The 22,079-nt window shown below is 67.2% G+C and carries 19 protein-coding genes; 8 read left to right on the top strand and 11 right to left on the bottom strand.

Going from position 1 to position 22,079, the window contains the following annotated elements; genetic code table 11:
* Positions 1–50 precede the first annotated feature (50 nt).
* On the top strand, positions 51–1,304 hold the full coding sequence (locus ACF8ML_RS23650) for an HD-GYP domain-containing protein (protein WP_209669997.1): 1,254 nt from the start codon (positions 51–53) through the stop codon (positions 1,302–1,304).
* Between the two features lie 97 nt (positions 1,305–1,401).
* Positions 1,402–2,502, top strand: coding sequence for a tRNA preQ1(34) S-adenosylmethionine ribosyltransferase-isomerase QueA (gene queA / locus ACF8ML_RS23645; protein WP_016449150.1), 1,101 nt, complete (start codon positions 1,402–1,404; stop codon positions 2,500–2,502).
* 81 nt (positions 2,503–2,583) lie between these two features.
* On the opposite strand, the gene ACF8ML_RS23640 is transcribed toward queA, so the two are convergent.
* The 9 genes from ACF8ML_RS23640 to hpf form a co-directional block, all read right to left on the bottom strand.
* Positions 2,584–3,342 (bottom strand): ABC transporter ATP-binding protein, encoded by a 759-nt coding sequence (locus ACF8ML_RS23640; protein ID WP_034363473.1) that lies wholly within the window; start codon positions 3,340–3,342, stop codon positions 2,584–2,586.
* The gene (locus ACF8ML_RS23635; RefSeq protein ID WP_047217905.1) at positions 3,339–4,337 is read right to left on the bottom strand and encodes an iron chelate uptake ABC transporter family permease subunit; all 999 of its coding nucleotides are present in this window, start codon (positions 4,335–4,337) and stop codon (positions 3,339–3,341) included. The genes ACF8ML_RS23640 and ACF8ML_RS23635 overlap by 4 nt, the downstream gene beginning before the upstream one ends.
* Positions 4,334–5,317, bottom strand: a complete 984-nt coding sequence (locus ACF8ML_RS23630; protein WP_392408155.1) for an ABC transporter permease — start codon at positions 5,315–5,317, stop codon at positions 4,334–4,336. Before ACF8ML_RS23630 ends, ACF8ML_RS23635 begins: the two co-directional genes overlap by 4 nt.
* A gap of 46 nt (positions 5,318–5,363) precedes the next feature.
* Positions 5,364–6,374: a siderophore ABC transporter substrate-binding protein gene (locus tag ACF8ML_RS23625; RefSeq protein ID WP_392408153.1), complete on the bottom strand. Its 1,011-nt coding sequence runs from the start codon at positions 6,372–6,374 to the stop codon at positions 5,364–5,366.
* A gap of 14 nt (positions 6,375–6,388) precedes the next feature.
* The gene (gene fes / locus ACF8ML_RS23620; RefSeq protein ID WP_392408152.1) at positions 6,389–8,155 is read right to left on the bottom strand and encodes an enterochelin esterase; all 1,767 of its coding nucleotides are present in this window, start codon (positions 8,153–8,155) and stop codon (positions 6,389–6,391) included.
* 4 nt (positions 8,156–8,159) lie between these two features.
* On the bottom strand, positions 8,160–10,337 hold the full coding sequence (locus ACF8ML_RS23615) for a TonB-dependent siderophore receptor (RefSeq protein WP_244387608.1): 2,178 nt from the start codon (positions 10,335–10,337) through the stop codon (positions 8,160–8,162).
* 232 nt (positions 10,338–10,569) lie between these two features.
* Positions 10,570–11,526 (bottom strand): HPr(Ser) kinase/phosphatase, encoded by a 957-nt coding sequence (hprK, locus tag ACF8ML_RS23610; RefSeq protein WP_016449143.1) that lies wholly within the window; start codon positions 11,524–11,526, stop codon positions 10,570–10,572.
* 31 nt (positions 11,527–11,557) lie between these two features.
* The gene (locus ACF8ML_RS23605; protein WP_016452020.1) at positions 11,558–12,031 is read right to left on the bottom strand and encodes a PTS sugar transporter subunit IIA; all 474 of its coding nucleotides are present in this window, start codon (positions 12,029–12,031) and stop codon (positions 11,558–11,560) included.
* Between the two features lie 155 nt (positions 12,032–12,186).
* Entirely contained in the window at positions 12,187–12,546 is a 360-nt protein-coding gene (gene hpf / locus ACF8ML_RS23600; RefSeq protein ID WP_016449141.1) for a ribosome hibernation-promoting factor, HPF/YfiA family, read from the bottom strand.
* A gap of 364 nt (positions 12,547–12,910) precedes the next feature.
* On the opposite strand from hpf, the gene ACF8ML_RS23595 reads away from it, so the two are divergent.
* Positions 12,911–13,834 carry a phosphoribosylaminoimidazolesuccinocarboxamide synthase gene (locus ACF8ML_RS23595; protein WP_016449140.1) on the top strand — a complete coding sequence of 308 codons (924 nt, stop codon included), beginning with the start codon at positions 12,911–12,913 and terminating at the stop codon, positions 13,832–13,834.
* Positions 13,835–13,976: 142 nt separating this feature from the next.
* Complete coding sequence (locus tag ACF8ML_RS23590; RefSeq protein ID WP_016449139.1) at positions 13,977–14,561, top strand: DJ-1/PfpI family protein; 585 nt, start codon at positions 13,977–13,979, stop codon at positions 14,559–14,561.
* Positions 14,562–14,590: 29 nt separating this feature from the next.
* Here the strand turns inward: ACF8ML_RS23590 and ACF8ML_RS23585 are convergent, their stop codons facing one another.
* Positions 14,591–15,451 (bottom strand): transporter, encoded by an 861-nt coding sequence (locus ACF8ML_RS23585; RefSeq protein WP_392408151.1) that lies wholly within the window; start codon positions 15,449–15,451, stop codon positions 14,591–14,593.
* A 94-nt stretch (positions 15,452–15,545) separates the two neighbouring features.
* Between ACF8ML_RS23585 and ACF8ML_RS23580 the strand changes: the two genes are divergently transcribed.
* From ACF8ML_RS23580 to ACF8ML_RS23570, 3 genes are all read left to right on the top strand, one after another.
* On the top strand, positions 15,546–16,436 hold the full coding sequence (locus ACF8ML_RS23580) for a LysR family transcriptional regulator (RefSeq protein WP_267178261.1): 891 nt from the start codon (positions 15,546–15,548) through the stop codon (positions 16,434–16,436).
* 86 nt (positions 16,437–16,522) lie between these two features.
* Positions 16,523–18,223, top strand: a complete 1,701-nt coding sequence (locus ACF8ML_RS23575; protein WP_392408150.1) for an Hsp70 family protein — start codon at positions 16,523–16,525, stop codon at positions 18,221–18,223.
* Positions 18,220–20,181 (top strand): J domain-containing protein, encoded by a 1,962-nt coding sequence (locus ACF8ML_RS23570; protein WP_392408149.1) that lies wholly within the window; start codon positions 18,220–18,222, stop codon positions 20,179–20,181. Before ACF8ML_RS23575 ends, ACF8ML_RS23570 begins: the two co-directional genes overlap by 4 nt.
* A gap of 9 nt (positions 20,182–20,190) precedes the next feature.
* Here the strand turns inward: ACF8ML_RS23570 and ACF8ML_RS23565 are convergent, their stop codons facing one another.
* Positions 20,191–21,126: a LysR substrate-binding domain-containing protein gene (locus ACF8ML_RS23565; protein ID WP_392408148.1), complete on the bottom strand. Its 936-nt coding sequence runs from the start codon at positions 21,124–21,126 to the stop codon at positions 20,191–20,193.
* 99 nt (positions 21,127–21,225) lie between these two features.
* Here ACF8ML_RS23565 and ACF8ML_RS23560 point away from each other — a divergent pair, with 99 nt between their 5' ends.
* Entirely contained in the window at positions 21,226–22,032 is an 807-nt protein-coding gene (locus ACF8ML_RS23560; protein ID WP_392408147.1) for an aminotransferase class IV family protein, read from the top strand.
* Positions 22,033–22,079 lie beyond the last annotated feature (47 nt).

The following is a 22,079-nucleotide window of genomic DNA, read 5'->3' as shown; positions in this document are numbered from 1 at the left end:
CGCTACCATGCACGCTGACGTTACGTAGTGTTACCCCGCCACCGAATGCCATGTTGAAGCGTATCAATGTCCAGCATGTCACTCTGGGCATGTTCCTGCACGAGTTCTGCGGCTCCTGGATGGAGCATCCCTTTTGGCGAACCCGTTTCCTGCTTCGCTCCGAGGCCGATCTCCAGCGTCTGCGCGCCACCTCCATCCAGGAGGTCTGGATCGATGTGCGCAAAGGCCTGGACGTGGGCGTGCAGGTGCCCTGCCTGCGCTTCGACCCGCAGGACGAGCTTCGCCACCAGATCCCCGACAACGCCCGCCCTGCGTCCGAGCAGAGCACGGCCCCCATCTCCACCGCCACCGAGCTGCGCCGCGCGGCCCAGACCTGCGCCCAGGCCAGGCAATTGCTGAGCCGCCTGTTCAGCGATGCGCGGCTGGGCCGGCCCGTGGACGCCTCGGCCGCCGGACAGCTGGTGGACGATGTGACGGCCTCCGTGGCACGCAATCCCCATGCGCTGATCGGCCTGGCCCGCCTGAAGACCGCCGACGACTACACCTACATGCACAGTCTGGCCGTGTGCGCGCTGATGGTGGCCCTGGCCAAGCGCATGGGCCTGGACGACCACAGCCTGCGCAAGGCCGGCATGGCCGGCCTCATGCACGATCTGGGCAAGACCGCCATTCCGGTAGCCGTGCTCAACAAGCCCGGCCCGCTGGACGACGCCGAATGGGCGCTGATGCGCGCCCATCCACGCCACGGCGAGCAGCTGCTGCGCCCGCTGGGCCTGGACGACGAGGTCATCGATGCCTGCCTGCACCACCATGAAAAGGTGGACGGCAGCGGCTACCCCGACGGGCTGCAGCAGGGCGACATCGGCCTGCTGGCGCGCATGACGGCGATCTGCGACGTCTACGATGCCATCACCTCGGACCGGCCCTACAAGAAGGGCTGGCCGCCTTCGGAGGCGCTGCGTCGCATGGCCGAGTGGAGTCCGCGCCATTTCGACAAGCGGCTGTTCGAGCAGTTCGTGCAGACCGTGGGCATCTACCCGCTGGGCTCGCTGGTGCGCCTGCATTCGCAGCGTCTGGCGGTGGTGGTCGATGCCTCGCCGGCCAGCCTGCTGGCGCCGCGCGTCAAGGTCTTCTATTCGCTGCGCCAGTCCTGCCGCATCACGCCGGAGATCGAGGACCTGTCCGAAAGCCAGGGCAACGACCGCATCATCGCGCGCGAAGACCCTGCGGACTGGGACTTCCCCGATCTGGAATCGCTGTGGCTGGAGTTCGAGCGCCAGCCCCAGGCCGCCATGGCCAGGTGATCGCCGGCAATTCCGGGGATGACCCCAGGGTTTGCGACAATTGCCAGCTTCCGTTCAACGAACTTGGAACGGGCCATGTCCGGCCCTCAAGCACTGCATGTCCTCCCTGTCCCGTGTGTTCTCGCTCAGCGATTTCGACTTCGAGCTTCCCGAGAAGCTGATTGCCCAGCATCCTGCCGCCCAGCGCAGTGCCTCGCGCCTGCTCGACGGCCGCGACGATGCCAACCCGCCCGCCGACCGCATCTTCCACGAGCTGCCCGATCTGCTGCAGCCCGGCGACCTGCTGGTGTTCAACGACACGCGCGTGATCAAGGCGCGCATCTTCGGCGAGAAGGCCAGCGGCGGCCGGCTGGAGCTGCTGGTCGAGCGCGTACTGGAAGGCAACGACGTCGTGGCCCACATGCGCGTCAGCAAGAAGCCCCTGCCCGGCTCGCGCATCCACCTGTGCGGCGGCAAGAACGGTGGCGGCTTCGACGCCGTGCTGCGTGGCCGCTGGCCCGACGAGAACGGCCCGCTGTTCCACCTGAGCTTTGAAGGCCCGCGCGGCGAGACGCCCCATGAGCTGATGGAGCGCTTCGGCCATCTGCCGCTGCCGCCCTACATCGAGCGCCACCAGGAAACCGGCAACGACCCCGATGCCGCCGAAGACAGCGAGCGCTACCAGACCGTCTTCGCGGCCCGCCCCGGCGCCGTGGCCGCACCCACGGCCGCCCTGCACTTCGACGACGCCGTGCTGGCCCGCCTGGCCGAGCGCGGCATCGAACGCGCCAGCGTCACGCTGCACGTGGGCGCCGGCACCTTCCAGCCCGTGAAGACCGAGAACCTGGCCGACCACCAGATGCACAGCGAGTGGTACGAAATCCCGCTGGCCACCCTGGCCGCGCTGGAACGCTGCCGCCAGCGCGGCGGCCGCATCATCGCCGTGGGCACGACCACGGTGCGCACGCTGGAGTCCTGGGCCCAGACGGGCAACTTCTCAGGCGATACGCGCATCTTCATCACACCGGGCTTCGAGTACCAGGTGGTCGATCTGCTGATCACCAACTTCCACCTGCCCAAGAGCACGCTGATGATGCTGGTCAGCGCCTTCGCCGGCTACGAGCAGGTGATGGCGCTGTACCGCCATGCGATCGCGCAGGAGTACCGCTTCTTCAGCTATGGCGACTCCATGCTGTTGAAGAAGAAAAGCACCCCCTGAGCGGCCGGCTTAGGCCCTTGCTTGGTGTCCCTCGCCTCAGGCCGCGCCAGGTTCAAGCGCCAAGCCCGAAACACCGCATGTTCAGCCAAAGTAATGGCAGAGCCTGCGGCCCTTGACCTCGTGCACGCTGACGGGGATGCCGTAGAGGGTGCTGAGGACCTCGTCCTGCACGACCTCGGCCGGCGTGCCCGCCACGGCCAGGCGGCCGTCCTTGAGCGCGATGATGTGGTCGGCGTAGCAGGAGGCGAAGTTGATGTCGTGCAGCACCATGACCACGGTCTTGCCGCGTTCGGTGACGGCGCGGCGCAGCAGGCCCATCATGCTGACGGCATGGGCCATGTCCAGGTTGTTCAGCGGCTCGTCCAGCAGGATGAAAGGCGTGTCCTGGCACAGCACCATGGCGATGTAGGCGCGCTGGCGCTGGCCGCCTGACAACTCGTCGAGAAAGCGCTCGGCCAGCGGCGTGAGCTGCAGGTACTCCAGCGCCTCGTCCACATGGCGCACATCCTCGGGGCCCAGCCGGCCCTTGCTGTGCGGAAAGCGGCCGAAGCCCACCAGGTCGCGCACCGTCAGGCGCAGCGTGCTCTGGTTGTCCTGGCGCAGGATGGCCATGATGCGCGCCAGCGCCTCGGTGGGCGTGGTGGCCACGTCGCGGCCAGCCACCAGCACCTGGCCTTCCGTGATCGGCATGAGGCGGCTGACCAGGGACAGCAGCGTGGATTTGCCGGCCCCGTTGGGGCCGATGATGGCCGTCAGCGCCCGCTCGGGCACGTTGAAGTTGAGCTCCTGCAGCACGGTCGTGCCGCCATGGCGCTTGAGCAGATCACGCACCTCGATCATTGGGTCCCCTTGCGCATGAGCAGCACGATGAAGACGATTCCACCCAGGAACTCCACCACGATGCTCAGCACGGTATTGAATTGAAAAAGCTGCTCCAGCAGCACCTGGCCGCCCATGAGCAGCACGCAGCCCCAGAGCACGGCCGCAGGCAGCACCCAGGCATGGCGGCGCGTGCCCATGGCGTGATACGCCATGTTGCTGACCAGCAGGCCGAAGAAGATGACAGGCCCGACCAGGGCCGTGGACACGGCCACCATGCAGGCCACCACGGCCAGCAGCCGCAGCACGCGGCCATCGTAGTCCAGGCCCAGGCCGATGGCGGCATCGCGCCCCAGCGAGATCACGTCCAGCACGTGGCGCTGGCGCCAGATCCAGGCGCTGCCCAGGGCGATCAGCAGCAGCGACGGCACCAGCAGCTGCAGGTTCACCGCGTTGAAATTGGCGAACATGCGGTCCTGCAGCGCCGTGAACTCATTGGGATCGAGCACGCGCATGGCCAGCCCCGCCAGGCTGCGAAAGAAGATGCCGCCCACCATGCCCACCAGCAGCATCAGGTGCAGGCTGCTGGCATGGCCCACGAAGAGCCAGCGCATCAGCAGCACGCTGAAGCCCACCATCAGCACGATGTTGAGCGCATAGCGCCCGACCTCGCCCATGGCGGACACGCCTGCCGCGCCCAGCATCAGCACCATGGACGCCTGCACGAACAGGTACAGCGCATCCAGCCCCATCACCGAAGGCGTGAGGATGGTGTTGTGCGACACGGTCTGGAACACCACGGTGGACAGGCCGATGGCACAGGCCACCAGCGCCATGGTCAGCACCTTGGCGCCCCGGTGCTCCAGCACGAAGGCCCAGTCGGTCCTGACGCCCACGGTCATGAAGGCCAGCAGGCACAGCAGCGCCAGCCCTCCCAGCAGCGCCAGGCGTCGGCCCCGGCCCCAACTGCGCGCAGCCGGATCGGCGCAAGCAACGGATTGCGGCAGGCTGCTCATGCACGGCCCTTGCGGCGGCGCAGGATGAGCGCCAGGAACAAGGCACTGCCCAGCACGCCCAGCACGGTGCCCACGGGGATTTCATAGGGCGCGATCAGCATGCGCCCGACCAGATCGCACAGCAGGGTCAGGCCCGCGCCGATCAGCGCCACCCACAGCACGCTGCGGCGGACGTTGTCACCCAGGACCAGGCGCACCACGTTGGGCACGATCAGTCCCACAAAGGGAAGGCTGCCGGCCGTGACCACCACGGCGGAAGTGGCCACGGCCACCACCACCAGCCCCTGCCAGACCAGGCGCCGGTAGTTCAGGCCCAGATTGGTGGCAAAGCTCTCGCCCAGGCCGGCGACGGTGAAGCGGTCGGCCGCCAGGCAGGCCAGGGCGGTGACACCCAGCGACAGCCACAGCAACTCGTAGCGGCCCTGAACCACCAGCGAGAAATCGCCGTTGGACCAGGACTTGAGCGCCTGCATCATGTCGAACTGCAGCGCCACGAAGCTGCCCGCAGCCTCCAGCACGCCGGCCAGCACCAGGCCGACCAGGGGCACCATCCACGACGAGCGCAGCCGGATGCGCGAGAGCACGGCCAGGAACAGCGCCGTGCCCAGCAGTGCCGCCACGGCCGAGATGCCCATCTTGGCCATCACCGGCCAGTCCGGCACCCAGAGGAACGCGGCCAGCATGCCCAGGCTGGCCGACTCCACCGTGCCCACGGTGGAAGGCTCCACGAAATGGTTGCGCGCCAGCATCTGCATGAGCAGTCCGCAGACCGCCATGGATGCGCCGGCCAGCACCAGGGCCAGGGTGCGCGGCACGCGGCTGTAGACCAGCACCTGGCTGGCCAGGTCGTCCTCGCTGCGCGACCACAGCACGCTCCAGTGCATGTCGCCCGCGCCCACCATCAAGCTGGCCAGCGACAGCGCCAGCAGCAGGCCCAGCGCGAAAAGCCAGACAAGGGCCTGGCGAGAGGGGCGTGACATGGGCACGGCGTGCGCGGTGGCGACAGGCGGGCTCAACGCTTTGGCGTCATGTGCGGGCAAAGGCATCCGACAGTTGCTGGATATTGGCCTTCAGCGCGCCCGGCCCGGCGTTGGACAGGGTGTACCAGTTGGCAGCGTTCAGATAGACCACCTGCTTGCCGCGCCAGGCCTTGGTGGCGCGCACCAGCGGGTTGTCCAGCAGTTGCTGGGCGGTCTTGCCATCCTGGCCGATGGCCACGTCGCGGTCGATGACGAACAGCCAGTCGGGATTGGTCTTGAGCAGGAACTCGAAGGAGACCACCTGCCCATGGCGCGCCACCGTCAGGTTGTCGATGGCCGGCTTCACGCCGAACACATCGTGCAGCATGCCGAAGCGCGAGCCCGGACCGTAGGCGCTGAGCTTGCCGCCCGAGGTCAGCAGCACCAGCCCCTTGCCCGCGTTCTGCGCCTTGCCATGCAGCGCGGCGATGGCCTGCTCCACGGCCCGGACCTCGGCCTCGGCCTTGTCCTGCAGGCCGTAGACGGCGCCCAGCGTGCGGATGTTGCGGTAGATATCGGCCATCTGGTGCTGGTCGCTGACGCTCAGGTCCAGCACGGGGGCGAAGCGCGACAGCTCCTTGTACTTGGCCTCGGAGCGGCCGCCCACGATGATGAGGTCGGGCGACAGCGCCTTGACGGCCTCGTAGTCGGGCTCGAACAGGCTGCCGATGCGCGCATACCTGGCATCGGCATAGCGGGCCAGCAGCGGCGGCATCTTGAACTCGGGTACGCCACGCACCTCGCCGCCTAGCGCCTGCAGCGTGTCCAGCGCCGCCAGCTCGAACACCAGCACGCGCACAGGCTTGAAGGGCACCTGGATCTCGCCCTTGGCGTGCGGCACGGTCACGGTCTTGCCGACCGCTGCCGTCTGCGCATGGGCCATGGACAGTGCCAGAGGCAGCGTGACCAGCATGCCCGCGCCCTGGCCCATCGTCGCCAGGATGTGGCGCCGGGAATGATTTGCATTCAAGGTGTTCATTCTTTCAATGATTGCTGTATCGCCAGGAAGTTCAAACATTGGCCTTGGCGGCCTCAGGGAAGTGCGGACGTGCTGTCCGGCATGCGCTCGCAGGCCGGCAGGCCCTGGGCAAAGCGCCCGGGGTTGAGCAGGGCAACCAGGCCGCAGGCCAGCGATCCCTGCCATTGCAGGTAGTCATGGCTGGTTTCATGCTCGGCCTGCGTGACCTCGTAGCCCTTGGCGCGCAGCACGTCGGCCAGGTGGCGGTTGGTTTCCAGGATGCCGTCCTGCCCGCCGCGTGCACGCTCGTAGCGGCCTGCATCCAGATAGAAACGCACGGGCTGGCGCGGCTCCTGGGCATAGCGGCGCTGCACCCAGCCCGGCACCTCGCCGGCGGGCGACCACCAGAACGATCCCGACATGCTCAGCACGTTGCCGAACCAGCGCGCATTGACCAGGCCCGCATAGGCAGAGGCCAGGCCGCCGAAGCTGGAGCCGCCGATCACCGTGCGCGCCGCAGGCTGGCCCAGGCCCTGCTCCTCCACCCAGGGCATCAGCTCCTCATCCAGAAAGCGCGCGAAGGCGGTGTTGGGCGGCAATTCCCTGCCGCGTGCCTGCGGGCTGGCGTTGTCCACCAGCACCACGGCCGTGGGCGGGATCAGGCCGTCGGCCATGAGGTTGTCGATGAGGGTGGGCGTGGACACCTGCTTTGCATAGGCATTGCCGTCGAACAGCACCAGCAGCGCCTCGGGCGCCTGGCCGCCCGCCGGGCGGTAGGTCCAGACATCGCGGCTGTTGCCCAGCACGCGACTGGACAGGCGGTGCTGCACCAGCGCCCCCTGGGCCACGCCCGCGCGCGGCGCCGTCCAGGGCTGGGGCGGCGCCTTGGGCAGCTCCAGCACGGAGGCGCCCTGGAAGACATCGATGAAGCCGCCCTCGGGCGGCTGCGGGAAGGTCTTGGGATTGAGCGGATCGCGCTGCGCCGTGGCCAGCAGGGCGCGGCGCTGCTCCATGGCCGTGCCTTCGATCAGCGGCACATCGGGCGCCAGCCGGTAGCTGAGCCTGGCGTTGTCCGCCATGCGGAAGCTGGCCCACCAGACATCGCTGCCGGGCAGATGCTGCAGCGGATCATGGTTGCCGGCCGGGCTGCCGAACAGGCGCACGCCCTGCATGCCCGCACGCGGCTGGCCGCGCCACAGGAAGGTGACCAGGGAGTGCCCCTCGGACAGAGGCTCGACCATGGGTGTTCCTTCCTCCTGCACGCGCCGCCAGAAGGCGTCGGCAGCCACACCAGCCCCCGCGCCGCGCTGGATTGCCTGCGCCAGAGCCCTCAGCCGCGGGCTTTGCAGTGCCGGAGGCTCGGAGGTGGCCGAGGCCTTGTTGCCGGCAGGCGCCAGGCTGGAGGTCAGCCGCAGCGCGAAGCGCCCCGCTTCTTGCGCCTCACCGCCGGAACGGGGGTCAGCCAGGGCCACACGCCTGGCCACCAGCCGCTGCCGTCCGGCTCCCTCCGTGACCCACATCAGCGACTGGGCGCCGCCATCAGGCCTGGCCAGGCGGCGCAGGTGCCGGCCCTGGGCATCCTCCAGGTCCAGGGCCACGCCCTGCCCCTCGAATTCACCCTGGACCACATGGCCGGCAGGCAGATCGACGCGCCAGAACTCGCGCCCACCGGCAGCCAGGACCCCTGTGGCCGCCTGGCCCGGCGCCAGCGTGCCCGGCCGTGCGGCCAGGGCCTGCCGCGATGCGGCTGCCGTCATGTCTTCACCGGCATGGACGGCTGCGCCCAGCAGGCACAGCAGCGAGGCAGCCACGCACAGGCCTTGTCGTGCAGCTTGCGCCATGGCGTCAGAAGTCCACCGTGGCCGAGACACGCACCGTGCGCGGGCCGCCCGTGGTGGCGAAGTTGTCGTTGAAACTGCCGGCCCAGTAGGACTTGTCGAACAGGTTCTCCACCGTGGCGCGGAAGGTGACGGGTTTGGCCGCGATGCGGGTGGCATAGCGCGCGCCCACGTCCACGCGGGTCCAGCTGGGCATCTTCAGCGTGTTGGCCGAATTCACCCATTGCGCGCCCGTGTAGATCAGGCGGCCGGTGAGCGTGGCGCCCGGCAGCGCGGGCACATCCCACTCGCCGCCCAGGTTGGCCGTCCAGCGCGGCACGCCGTAGACGCCGTAGCCGTCGCGCGCGCCGCCCTGGGTCTTGCTCTGGATGGCCTGCGTATAGGCCAGGCCGCCCAGCACGCGCGTGCCGCGCAACGGCTCGCCGAACACATTCCACTCCAGGCCCCGGTTGCGCTGCTCGCCATCCATCAGCAGGCGGTTGGTCGCGGTCTCCACCACGGACGAAGGCCGCTCGATCTGAAACAGCGAGACCGTCTGCGTGAAATCACCCGTGCGCCACTTGGCGCCGATCTCGAACTGCTTGGTCTTGTAGGGCGCGAACACTTCGCCGGCATTGGCGTAGGTGGCGCCGACGATGGAGCCCGCGCTCAGGCCCTGCACATGGTTGGCGTACAGCGAGACCGTATCGCCCCAGGGCTTGACCACCAGGCCCAGCGCGGGCGAGATGGCATGTTCGTCATAGCGCGCCATCTTCTGGTTCACGCGCTGCAGGCGCGCGCCCACGGTGAGCTGTACGGTGTCGCCACCCCAGCTCAGCGTGTCGGCCAGGGCCAGGCTGCTGAGCACGTCGTCGCGCTCCTGCTTGATGGCGCCGTAGGGGCCGGCCAGCGTGATGGGCGCAGGGTCGTAGATGTTGGTGATGTAGCTGGCGCTGGTGGCCACGGCCGCGCGGCCGCCCTTCTGGTTCATCCAGTTCACGGAGGCGACCAGCAGATGGTTCACGCTACCCGTGCGCAGGCGCCCGCGCACGCCGAACTCGGCCGCCATGCTGTCGGTGTAGCCGTACTGGTTGTAGGTCTGACCCACGGCCGAGCCGTCGCCCTGGGCGCGCAGCACCACGCGCGTGCCGTTGAGCATGCCGTCATAGGAATGCTTGCCGCTGCCCACCGAGCCGAACAGCGTCCAGTCCGCCCCCAGGTCCACCGAGCCGCGCAGCATCAGCGCATCGCTTTGCTGCTGGGCACGTATGCCCGGGAAGAGATTGGTCTTGGCGTCGGGCGCTGCAATCACCTGCTTGAGGTTCTGCATGCTGACCATCATCGGGCTGCCGTCACGGATGTTGGAGCGGTAGCTGTAGGCATCCAGGCCCAGCGTGAAACCGTCGCCCTGGTAGTCGAGCGCCAGTGCGCCCAGGCCATGGCGGCGGTTCTGGCCGTCGATCTCGGTATCGCCGCCTGAGGTGCTGCCGTTGATGCGTATGCCCAGGCGGCGTTCCGGGCCGAAGCGGCGCGACACATCGGCCTGCAGGCCCAGCTGCGAGGAGCTGCTGAGCATGGTGGTCACGCGCGTGAGGTCCCGGGCCAGCGGGCGCTTGGTCACCAGGTTGATGGTGCCGCCCACGGCGCCGCCCGGCGTCATGCCGCTCAGCAGCGCACCCGGGCCCTTGAGCACTTCCACGCGCTCGATCATCTCGGTGGGCACATGGCCATCGGGCGCCAGGCCGTACAGGCCGTTGAAGCCCAGTTCCGAGGCATTCACACCCAGGCCGCGGATGGTGAAGTTCTCGTAGGCGTGGCCGGTGTTGGTGGTGAAGCGCACGGAGGGGTCGTTTTCCAGCACCGACATCAGCGTGGTCGCGTGCTGGTCGGCAATGCCTTCGGCCGTGTAGGAGGTGATGTTGAACGGCGTATCCATCACATCGCGCTGGCCCAGCACGCCCAGGCCCGCGCCCTTGGCCACCTGGCCGCCCGGCGCCACGGTGGGCAGTGCCTGGGGATCGGTGGTGCTGCGCACCGTGATCTCGCCCAGTTCGGCGTCGGCCGCCCAGGAGGCGGCGGGCAAAGCGGCAGCGGCAACCATGGCGCAGACACGGGCGATGGTGCCCAGGCCGTGGAACGGTGAAACGGGGGCGAAGGGGCTGACAGCGCCTGCGCGCGGCAGGCCGGTGCGGGAACGAGAGGACATCCGGGAGGGCTTTCAAGGCGGAAGAAAATGCGCCGCATCCAGGCCCGCAGCCCGTCGGGACACAGGCCGGATACGGCATCTGCCCGAATTATAGAAAATGAGAATTATTCTTATTTGAGAAAACAACGACAACGCACCGCGCGCAAACATGGGCGCACGGTCCGCAAACAATCCCGGGGAAAACAGTGGGGGCCAGGCAACAGGCCGCCGGCCGCCGCGACGGCGCAGACTTCTAGAAGGTGTCGCCGCGTTCCATGGCGCGGCGGTGGCGCTGCACGAATTCCTGGTAGGTGTCGATGCCGCGCAGCTGCAAGATGGCATTGCGCACGGCCGCCTCCACCAGCACGGCGATGTTGCGGCCCGCCACCACCTGGATCACCACCTTGCGCACGGGCACGCCGAGCACGTCCTGCGTCAGCGGCTCGGCTGGCAGCCGCTCGTATTCGCGCTCCATGGTTTCCTTGCGCACCAGGTGCACGATGAGCTTGAGGCGCATCTTGCGGCGCACGGCCGTCTCGCCAAAGATGGCGCGGATATCGAGCAGGCCGATGCCGCGCACCTCCAGCAGGTTCTGCAGCAGCTCGGGGCACTTGCCTTCGATCGTGGTCTGGTTGATGCGGTACAGGTCCACGGCATCGTCGGCCACCAGGCCGTTGCCGCGCGTCACCAGCTCCAGCCCCAGCTCGCTCTTGCCCAGGCCCGACTCGCCCGTGATCAGCACGCCCATGCCCAGGATGTCCATGAACACGCCATGCATGGTCGTGCGGTCGGCGAAATGCTTGGCCAGGTAGGCACGCAGCACATCGATCACGAAGGCCGACTGCTCGCGCGTGGCGAACATGGGAATGTGGGCGCGCTCGCACATGGACAGCAGCGCCTCGGGCGCCGTCTGGCCATCGGCCAGCACCAGCACGGGCGGCTCCAGCGTGACGATGCGTGCCACGCGGCGCTGGCAGTCCTGCGGCGTGGCGTTGGTCAGATAGGCGATCTCACGCTCGCCCAGCACCTGCAGCCGGTAGGGATGGATGTAGTTCAGGTAGCCGACGAGATCGGCGCCCGAGCGCGCCGAGCGCACGGCCATCTCGTCGAAGCGGCGCTCCGAGGCCCCCAGGCCCGCCACCCACTCCCAGCGCAGGCTGGAGCGGAACTCCTCGAAAAGGACGTCGGCGCTGATGGCACTGGGTCTCATGGCAAGGCCCGTGAAAAGGGGAAGAGAAAGTCTAGACCAGCGGAGCGGCGGAAGACTGCCAGCCGGCAATCATTCCATGCAGCCGGGCCGCATCGCCGCAGGACTTCAGCCGCTCGCGCAGCTGGCTGTCGCTGAGCAGTTCGGCGATTTCAGAAAGGATTTCCAGATGCTTTTGCGTCGCCGCTTCGGGCACCAGCAAAAAGATCAGCAGGCCCACAGGCTGCTCATCGGGCGCATCGAAGCCAATGGGATGGTCCAGCTGGAACACGGCTGCCATCGGAGCGGTCAGCCCCTTGATGCGACCGTGGGGAATGGCCACGCCATGGCCCAGCCCCGTCGAGCCCAGGCGTTCACGCGCGAAGAGGCTGTCGGTGATGAGTGCGCGGGACAGGCCATGCAGGCTCTCGAATAGCAGACCTGCTTCTTCGAAAGCGCGCTTTTTGCTGGTGACGTCGACGCTCACGAGCACTTGAGCGGCGGGCAGGATGGAGGCAAGACGGTTCATGGTTCGGGAAACAATTATGCACCGCAGTGCCGGAAACCGTGGGGAAACCCTGACCCCCATCAAAAACCGCCCCGAAGGGCGGTGGTCGTGCGTGGCACATCAGCCACAAAAACGCAGGTATTGTAAGCGCCCGCACAGGGCCGGCGCCTTACCTGTCACCCGACTGACGCCAGGGTCAGTCCAGCATCATCGAGCCGCTTGGCCGTGCCGTAGCGGCTGCCCTGCTGGCGGGTCTTGTAGCGCACCACGAGGCGGTCCAGCTTGTCAGCCAGCGCGTCGACGGCGGCATAAAGGTCGAAGTGAGAGGTTTCGACAAAGAGATCCTGGCCCTTGACGCGCAGCGTGCAACCGGCACGTTGGCGCTTTTCCTTCTCCTTCTGGTTATGAACGGTCAGCAAGACCTTGACATCCACCACCTGGTCAAAGTGTCGAAGAATGCGTTCGAGCTTGGCCATGACGTAACTGCGCAGCGAGGGAGTGACCTCCAGGTGATGCCCACTAATCGTCAGATTCATATCTAAACACTCCTTGCTCTGGATGGAAACAGCCCGGTCCACCGGGGGACGATCCGCCGGGACAGGTGCTTGCAGGCCGGAATGCGCATTCGTTTGCTTGCGAATCCACTATGCGCCCGGGTCGGGTCAAAAGCAACGCCGCAAGCCGATAGCGCAGGACGGTGCAGGGCCTTGGAGGCGGGTTTTGCGCGCCATGCGATTGGGCGCACAATCGGCGGGTTTGCCAGGCTGCGCCCCTGGGGTGGGGGTGGCCACAGGCCGTCCGTCACCGTGAGGCGCCGTTGGGTAGAATCGCGCTCCTGCGCGTGCCGCTTGCAGCCCTCCGGCCCCTGCAGCCTCTTTGCCAGATTGCCCCTTGCCTCACATGACCACCCAGTCCCGTCCCTCCGCCCTGCACACTTCCAACATTGCCTCGCTGCCGCTGCTCGCGCGCGGCAAGGTGCGCGACAACTATGCCGTGGGCGATGACCGCATCCTGATGGTGGCCTCGGACCGCCTCTCGGCCTTTGACGTGATCATGGGCGAGCCCATCCCCGGCAAGGGCGAGCTGCTGACGCAGATGGCGCTGTTCTGGTTCGACAAGCTCGGCCACATCTGCCCCAACCACCTGACCGGCGAAGCGCCCGAATCCGTGGTCACGCCCGCCGAAGTGCCCCAGGTCACGGGCCGCTCCATGCTGGTCAAGCGCCTCAAGCCCGTGCTGATCGAGGCCGTGGTGCGCGGCTACCTGGCCGGCAGCGGGTGGAAGGAATACCAGGAATCGCGCTCGGTCTGCGGCGTTCCCCTGCCCGAAGGCCTGACCAACGCCGCCAAGCTGCCCGAGCCCATCTACACGCCGGCCGCCAAGGCCGAGATGGGCGACCATGACGAGAACATCACCTACGAGCGCACGGTGGAGATGGTCGGCGAGAAGCTGGCCTCCCAGATCCGCGATACAGCCATCCGCATCTACAAGGAAGCTGCGGCCATCGCCCTCGAAAAGGGCATGATCATTGCCGACACCAAGTTCGAATTCGGCCTGGACGAAAACGGCGAACTGGTGCTGATGGACGAGGTGCTCACGCCCGACAGCTCGCGCTACTGGCCCGTGGAAGGCTATGCCCAGGCGCTGGCCAAGGGCGAGAACCCGCCCAGCTACGACAAGCAGTTCGTGCGCGACTGGCTGGAGCAGGCCCAGGTCAACGGCAAGCCCTGGGACAAGAGCGCCCCGGCGCCCCGCCTGCCCCAGGAGGTGACCGAGAAGACGGCCGCCAAGTACCGCGAAGCGCTGCAGCGCCTGACGGCCTGAGCTGCCGCCTGCCTGTCCCCGCAAAAGAGAGCTTCGGCTCTCTTTTTCATTGCGCGGGCCCGTTTCTGCAGCCGGTCACGCCGGCGTCACCGACACTGCCACAATGCTTGTTCCCTCTGACTTTTTTCGAAGGAGCAAGCACATGGCCGGCAAGAAGATTCTGATGATCTGCGGAGACTACTGCGAGGACTACGAAACCATGGTCCCGTTCCAGGCCCTGCAGGCCGTGGGACACACGGTGCACGCGGTCTGCCCCGACAAGAAGGCGGGGGACCACATCAAGACGGCCATCCATGATTTCGAGGGCGCCCAGACCTACAGCGAAAAGCCCGGCCACAACTTCACGCTCAACGCCAGCTTCGCCGACATCAAGCCCGAGCAGTACGACGCCCTGGTGATCCCCGGCGGACGCGGCCCCGAATACCTGCGCAACTACGATGCCGTGCGCGCCGCCGTGCGCCACTTCTTCGACAACAACAAGCCCGTGGCCGCCGTCTGCCATGGCGCCCAGCTGCTGGCCGGCGCCGGCGTGCTCAAGGGCCGCACCTGCTCGGCCTACCCGGCCTGCCGTGCCGAGGTCGAACTGGCCGGCGGCACCTACGCCGACATCGGCGTGGACCAGGCGCACACCGAAGGCAACCTGGTCAGCGCCCCCGCCTGGCCGGCCCATCCGGCCTGGATCGCACAGTTCCTGTCCCTGCTGGGCACGCGCATCAGCCACGGCTGAGCACGCAGCGGACGTTGGCGCCGGGCGGATCAACCGCCCCAGCGCACCAGCACGATGCCGCCGAACACCAGGGCCGAGGCCAGCATGCGCACGCGGCCCAGGCGCTCGCGCATCAGCCAGGCGGCAATCCAGCCTGCAAACAGCACGCTGCTTTCACGCAGTGCAGACACAAGCCCCATGGGCGCCTGCGACAGCGCCCAGGTCGCCATCCAGCTGGCGCTCAGCTGCATGGCGGCGGCCAGGGCACACAGGCGCCAGGTGCGTGCATCGGCGCGCAGCACGGCGGGGCCGCGCCGCCAGGCAACGATCAGCACCGTGGCCAGGCCATCGCCCAGCGTGAGCAGGGCCGCATAGAGCAGCGCGGAGCCGGATGCGCGCGCACCCAGCCCGTCGATGACCGTGTAGCAGGCAATCATGGCGCCCGTGGCCAGCGCATGGCCGCTGCCGAAATAACCGCTGGCCGCGCCGCTGCGCAACGACAGCGCCAGCACGCCCAGCGACAGGCACAGCACGCCGGCCAGCCCGGTCGCGCCCGGCCACTCACCGGCCAGCAGCGCCGCGCCCAGCGTCACGAACAGCGGCGCACTGCCACGTGCCACCGGGTAGACCACGCCGAACTCGCCATGCTGGTAGGCGCGCGGCAGCACGAAGTGGTAGACGGTGTGCACGGCCACCGAAGCCGCCAGCCACCACCACACCGATGCGTCCCACAGCGCCGCCGCACGCCAGTCCAGCCAGGGAAGCACCAGCAGCGACCACAGGCTGGCAAGCCCCGTGGTCAGCGCCATGGCGACCATCTTGTCGCCGCCCAGCTTGATGGCGCTGTTCCATCCCGCATTCATCAGCGCGGCCCCCAGGGCCGCGGCCAGCACCGCATTGCTCAATTCCATTCCATGGCCTCGTTCCTGATACGGGACGGGATGATGGATTCGCACCCAGATTAGATAAAGTCGAATCTTCGGAACCTTATCTTCAGGAAACCTGATGCGACGCCTGAACCTCGACCAGCTCCAGACCCTGGTGGCCGTGGCCGACCTGGGTACCCTGGCCGCCGCGGCCCAGGCCCTGCACCTGTCGCCGCCTGCCGTCAGCCTGCACATCCAGGAGCTGGAAGCGCGCCTGGACACACCGCTGCTGGTGCGCGGCAAGCGCCAGGCGCAGCTGACGCCTGCGGGCGAACTGCTGGCCGAAGGCGGACGCCGCCTGCTGGCAGACAGCGAATCCCTGCTGCGCCAGGTGCGCAAGCGTGCCGAGGGCTTTGGCGCCAGCGTGCGCATAGGCGCCTCGGCCGGCGTCAGCCCCCTGCTGCTGCCCGAACTGCTGCAATGGCTGGCCGAGCACGCACCGAGCGTGGAGCTGCGCCTGGAAGTCGTGAGCTCGGCCCAGGCCATGCAGCGCCTGGCGGCCGGCAGCCTGGACCTGGCCCTGGTCGGTCTGCCCCAGCCCGTGGCTGCGGGGCTCGAGGTGCTGGCCTGGCGCAACGACCCCATGGAGCTGTTCGCGCCGCCGCAGATGCCGCTGCCCGACCAGATCACGCCCGAATGGCTCAACGCCCAGCCCTGGATAGGCTTTGCCGCCGGCACCCAGATGCACCGCCTGCTGTCGCAATGGTTTGCCCAGGCCGGCCTGCTGCCCCAGCCGCGCATGGAGATGAGTTATCCCGAAGGTATACGCGCCCTGGTCGCCGCAGGCCACGGTCCTACCGTCCTGCCACGCGAGGAGCCCATGGACGCCGTCAGCCGCACCCTTCAGCAGCGCGGGCTGAGTCCCGCCCTGACACGCCCGCTGGGTCTGGCCTGCCGCAGCGCCGCACAACAAGACCCGGCCGTGCAGGCCGTGGTGCGCGGGTTGATGCGATTTGCCGACACTCTTTGATCGCGGCAGCCCAGCCCTCGAAATCCCATAGTCGGGGCCTATAACATCGGACAAAATGCCTCCCCACATCATTGAGAGGGAGTGCAATGCTAGTTGGAATCGATCTGGGCACCACCAATAGCCTGATCAGCATTTATCGCGATGGCAAGACCGAACTCATACCCAATTCGCTGGGCCATTTCCTGACTCCGTCGGCCATCAGCATTTCGGACGATGGTGCCATTCTGGTGGGCCTGGCGGCCCGGGAACGTGTTACCACGCATCCCCAACAATCGGCCATGGCGTTCAAACGCTGGATGGGCACGGACCACACGGTTGTGCTGGGGCCCAAGCGTCTGCGCGCCGAGGAGTTGAGCGCGCTGGTCATTGGCGCACTGGTGGCGGATGCGCAAGCCTATCTGGGCGAACCCGTGACCGAGGCAGTCATTACCGTGCCGGCCTATTTCAACGATGTGCAGCGCAAAGCCACGCAGGCGGCTGGCCAATTGGCAGGTATCAAGGTGGAACGGCTGCTCAACGAGCCCACGGCAGCGGGCCTCGCCTATGGCCTGAAGGAAAGGCCGGATCACTCGACCTTTCTGGTGTTCGATCTGGGCGGCGGCACCTTTGACGTTTCCGTGCTCGAGTACTTCGAAGGCGTGGTGGAAGTGCGCGCCAGCGCCGGGGACACGCGCCTGGGCGGCGAGGACTTCGCGCAGGTATTGGTGGATTGGTTCATTGAGCAGACGCCTGCCCTGCGCAGCGTTCCGCGGGAGACCCTGTCTTCGGACGGGGGGCTCTGGCATGCCGCTGAACAGGCCAAACGCGACCTCAGCGAGAGCGAGTCGACTGAAATGCGGTTTACCTACCAGGAGACGCCGCATGCATTGACGCTCAGCCGTGCCGACTATGAAAACCGCTGCGCAGACCTGCTGCAGCGACTGCGCAGGCCGCTGGAACGCGCCATGCTCGATGCGCAATTGGACATCGCCAATCTGGACGAAGTGGTACTGGTCGGGGGCGCCAGCCGCATGCCCATGGTCCGCCAGTTGGTCACGCGCCTGTTCGGCCGACTGCCGCTGCGCACCATCCATCCCGATGAAACGATTGCACACGGCGCAGCCATTCAGGCCGGCCTCAAATCACGCAATGCCGCACTCAGCGAAATCGTGTTGACCGATGTGATGCCTTATTCGCTGGGAGTCGTGAGTTCGGAAAATATCGATGGACGGCATTACAGCGACCGCTTTTCACCCATCATCGAACGCAATACGCCGGTGCCGGTATCGCGTGTCCAGACCTACAGCACCGTTCAGGATGGACAGACGCGCATCGTCATCGACGTGCGCCAGGGCGAGTCACCCATTGGCACAGAGAACCTGAAACTCGGCGATCTGGAGGTCGAGATACCGGCGAAGGGACGCGGCGAGATCAGCATCAATATCCGCTTCACCTATGACGTCAATGGTCTGCTCGAAGTGGAAGGGCATATTCCGGCAACCGGCCAGACCACCAGCACGCTGATCAAGCGCAGCGATCATGTCCTGAGCGACGAGCAGATCCAGGAGGCCCTGCTCAAGCTGCGCGCACTCAAGATCCATCCGCGCGACAAACAGGAAAACGCTTATCTGGTCGCCCGGGCCAAGCGGCTGTACGAAGACAGGCTGGGCCCTGCGCGACAGGACATAGGTCACGCGCTGGCGCGTTTCGAAGCCATTCTCGACAGCCAGGACGAGCAGCAGATCCGCCAGTGGCGCGGCGAGTTCAGGAAGTACCTGGACAGCATCGACAAGGGCTTCGTGCTATGAGCTTCTGGCAAGTACTGGGCATTGAAGCCACGACCGACCTGCCGGCCATCAAGAAGGCCTACGCATCCAGGCTCAAGCACACGCGGCCCGATGACGATGCGGCCGCCTATCAATCACTGCGCGAGGCCTATGACCTGGCCCTGCAGCACGCCAGGCGACCGGCCACGGGCGATACGCAGATGCCGAGCATGGCTGCAGTTGAGCAGGTATCCAGTGCCAGGTCTGCGCAGCAGGAACAAGAGCCTGCACCGCTGTCGGAGCCGGTCCCGGGCCCCGGGACTCAACCTCTGCCCGGCAACACGGACGCAGCAGAACCCCAGGCACAGGAAGCCGCCTTCATCCCGCCCAGGGATCTGGCGCACGAAACGCTCAACTACCTCAAACAGGCAGGGCCTGATGCACTGCTGAACGGCTGGCCCAATCTGCGGCGGGAGCTGGACAAGCTGCCCCTGTCACAGCGTCCTGACGCCTGCAACTGGTTTGCGCAGTTGGTGATCGAGGTGCCCGAGCTTCCGCCGGCATTTGCGCGCGCCCTGTCGGAGTATTTCGCCTGGGAGACGGATTTCCGCGCCTGGCAATGGATGGGGCATGCCCGCGCCACCGCCTTGCGGGAGCAACTGGACCAACTGGAATCCCGTTTCTACCCCGATCCTGCCTTCAGGCAGTACTACGGCCAAATCGCGCTGTTCGGGCAACTGGTGCAGCAGCTTGCAAAGTGGCGCATCTACCTGCTGGCGATGCTCGCCCCCAGCCGGCTTGCCCGCCTATGGAACGAACTCAGCCCGGGGCAGCGCTATGCGCTCGGCGTCCCGAAGCCGCCGCTGCATTCACTTGCCGACCACGCCATGGAAATGGGCTGCGCCTTCCGGACTGCCCTGGTGGTCTTTCTCTCGTCCGTGCTGATGTCCTGGAGCGAATATGCCCATGAGCCCTGGTGGGTCCGACTCATGGCGGTGCTCCTCATCGGGTATGGCACGTTCGTGATGGCCGGCTACGCCTACCGCGGGGTGCTGCACGTCAAGCACGCCCAGCACGCGGCACTGTGGAAGGGGCGACTCAGCCGCAACAGGATGCTGGCGATGGTCTGGACTGCCGTGGCGCTCATGGTGACGGCGACGGCCATTTTCGGCATATGGGAGGCCCGCATGTGGCCCGTGCTCTTCACCTCGGTGGACAGCACGCCGCTGCTCTTCGTGGCCGTGATGCTGGTGCTGGTTGCCTACTGGCTGGCGCTGCTGCCCGCCAGCCCGGCTGGCAAGGCCTTGCCGCCTCTGCTGCTGTGGTGCGCCCTGGCCGTGCAGGCCCTGCCATGGTTCAAGGGCATGCCCTGGACCGGAGCCCTGGTCGGCGCAACCTGGTTTCTGGTCTGTGCCATCGCGTACACGCTGCACGGTGACCGCATGGAGCAGGCATGGCATGGATTCAGGCAGTCGGTCGTTCTGCGCAAGCAGCAGCGGCGCAGTTCGAGCCTGCAGGAAATACTCGTACTCTCGCTGGCATTGCTGCGCCGCACAATCGCACTGCCCTACCGGCTGATGGTGCTGGGCTCGGAACAATCCCCCCATTTCTTGGCTGCTGTACTTTGCATGTCGATGGTGGCCATCGTCCCCGAATATCGTGCGTGGCAGATCCCTCTGACGGCCTGTGCCATGGCCGCTGTATCCCTGTTCAGCAGTCTCTGCTTCGACAACGCAGCGACCGCCCTGATACCCGACCAGCCGAAGTCCGCCTGGCGCGGCTGGCTCGGCTTGGCGATGCTGGGCCTGTGGCTGATCTGGGCCGGGATGTACTGGCGCGATCCCGCTGCGATCCACGCACTCCTTGGCGGTGCGCCGCACAAGGAGGCCGCGGGGTCACCTTTCCTGGACGCCACCGTCTTTTATCTGGTGCCGCTGCTGCCCGTGTTTCTCAACCAGGGCTGGTTCCAGTTCCAGAGGATCAAGCCTGCGAACACCTGAATCGCAGGCTCAGGCGGGCAGCAGCCCGTCTCCTGCCAGCCCGGCCTCCTGCAGCACCCACGCACGCAGCGCCTCGATGGCCGGCTGGCCCTGGCTGCGCCGGGGGTAGAGCAGGTGGTAGGCATAGGCCGGGCCCAGGCCCACGGCGATGTCGAACAGGCGCACCAGGCGGCCGCGGGCCAGGTCTTCGGCCACCAGGTCCTGCTCGACCAGGCCCACGGCGCCGCCGTCCAGCACGGCCTGCACGACATGGCTGGAGTCGGTGAAGGCGATGCAGCGGCCTGCGTCCAGGCCCTCCACGCCGGCCGCCGCCATCCACATCGGCCAGTTCGGCCAGACCTGGCCGTCCACCCTGCAATCGACATGGCACAGCGTGTGCGCCAGCAGGTCAACGGGCCGCGCCAGCGGCGGGCCGGACTGCAGCAGGGCCGGGCTGCAGACGGGGATCACCCTGGCGTCGAACAGGCGCACCGCCAGGGTGTGCGCATCACGGCCGGTGCCGAAGCGGATGGCGGCATCAATGTCATCGGCGTCGAAGTCGCGCACCTCGTCGCTGATGTCAAAGCTCAGTTCGATCTGCGGATGCGCGGCGCGAAAGCGCGGCAGCCGGGGCAGCAGCCACTGCGTGGCAAAGCGCGCGCCCAGCGACAGGCGCAGCCGCGTCTCGCCCCGGGCCAGCTGGCGCGCCCGGGCGGTGGCGCGCCGCAGCAGGCCCAGCGCCTCGGCCGTGGCCTCCAGCAGCACGCTGCCTGCGGGCGTGAGCTGCATGCTGCGGCTGTTGCGCGTGAAGAGGACGAGGCCCAGCTGTTCCTCCATCTCCTTGATCTGGTGGCTGACCGCCGCCGGGGTCAGCCCCAGTTCGTCGGCCGCACGCGTGAAGTTCAAGTGGCGCCCTGCGGCCTCGAAGCTGCGCAGGGCGCGTGTGCCCGGTGGAAGCTGGCGCATGGATCTTCAAATTTTTCTTGATGGAGCATCGAATACTGCTTGCTTCCTCTTTTGGAAGCGCCATCGAACAATCAAGAAAACTTGTTGATGGATGAATCCATGGAAACCGCCTCTTTCTTCACCAGCCTTATCGATGGGCAGCCCGCTACGGCGGCCGAACTCGCCGCCCTGGCCTTTGCAGGCCATGCCCATTTCACGGCCATGCAGGTGCGCGGCGGCCGGCTGCGCGGGCTGGACCTGCATCTGCAGCGTCTGCGCCAGGCCTCGCTGGAGCTGTACGGCCAGGCCTTGTCCGATGACCATGTCCAGGCACAGCTGAGGGCGGCGCTTGCCGGTGGTCCGCAGGATGTGTCGCTGACCGCCACGGTGTACTCGCCTGCCGGTGAATTCACGGCCGCCGATGCGCGGCCGCGCATGCTGGTGCGGACCTCGGCACCCGCCTCGGGCCCTGCCGGGCCCTTGAGCCTGGCGCTGTTCGAGCATGAACGCATGCTGCCCCACCTCAAGCATGTGGGCGAGGTGGCGAAGACGCATCTGCTGCGTCGCGCCGTAGCCCAGGGCTTTGACGATGCCGCCTTTGCCGATCGCCACGGCCGTATTGGCGAGGCCACCATCTGGAACCTGGCCTTCTGGGATGGAGATGCCGTGGTCTGGCCGCGCGCCCAGGTGCTGCCGGGCACGACCGAGTCCATGCTGCGCCGCCAGCTGCAGCGCATGGGCGTGGCGCAGCGCGAGGCCGTTCTGACCCTGGCCGACCTGCCCGACATGGCCGGCGCCGTGGTGATGAATTCATGGTCCCCCGGCATTGCGGTCAGGCGCCTGGCCGAGGTGCATCTGCCGGATGCGCCCGGCTTCGTGCAGTTGCTGCACCGCGCGCATGCGGCCGAGGAGCCGGTTGCACCCTGAGCCCTCGCCATGAAAAAAGGGAGCCGCAAGGCTCCCGTCTCTTCACC

The sequence above is a fragment of the Delftia sp. WSY_10 genome (assembly GCF_043104705.1).
Classification (GTDB): Bacteria; Pseudomonadota; Gammaproteobacteria; order Burkholderiales; family Burkholderiaceae_C; genus Comamonas; species Comamonas tsuruhatensis.
This window is presented reverse-complemented; position numbering and strand designations above follow the sequence as displayed.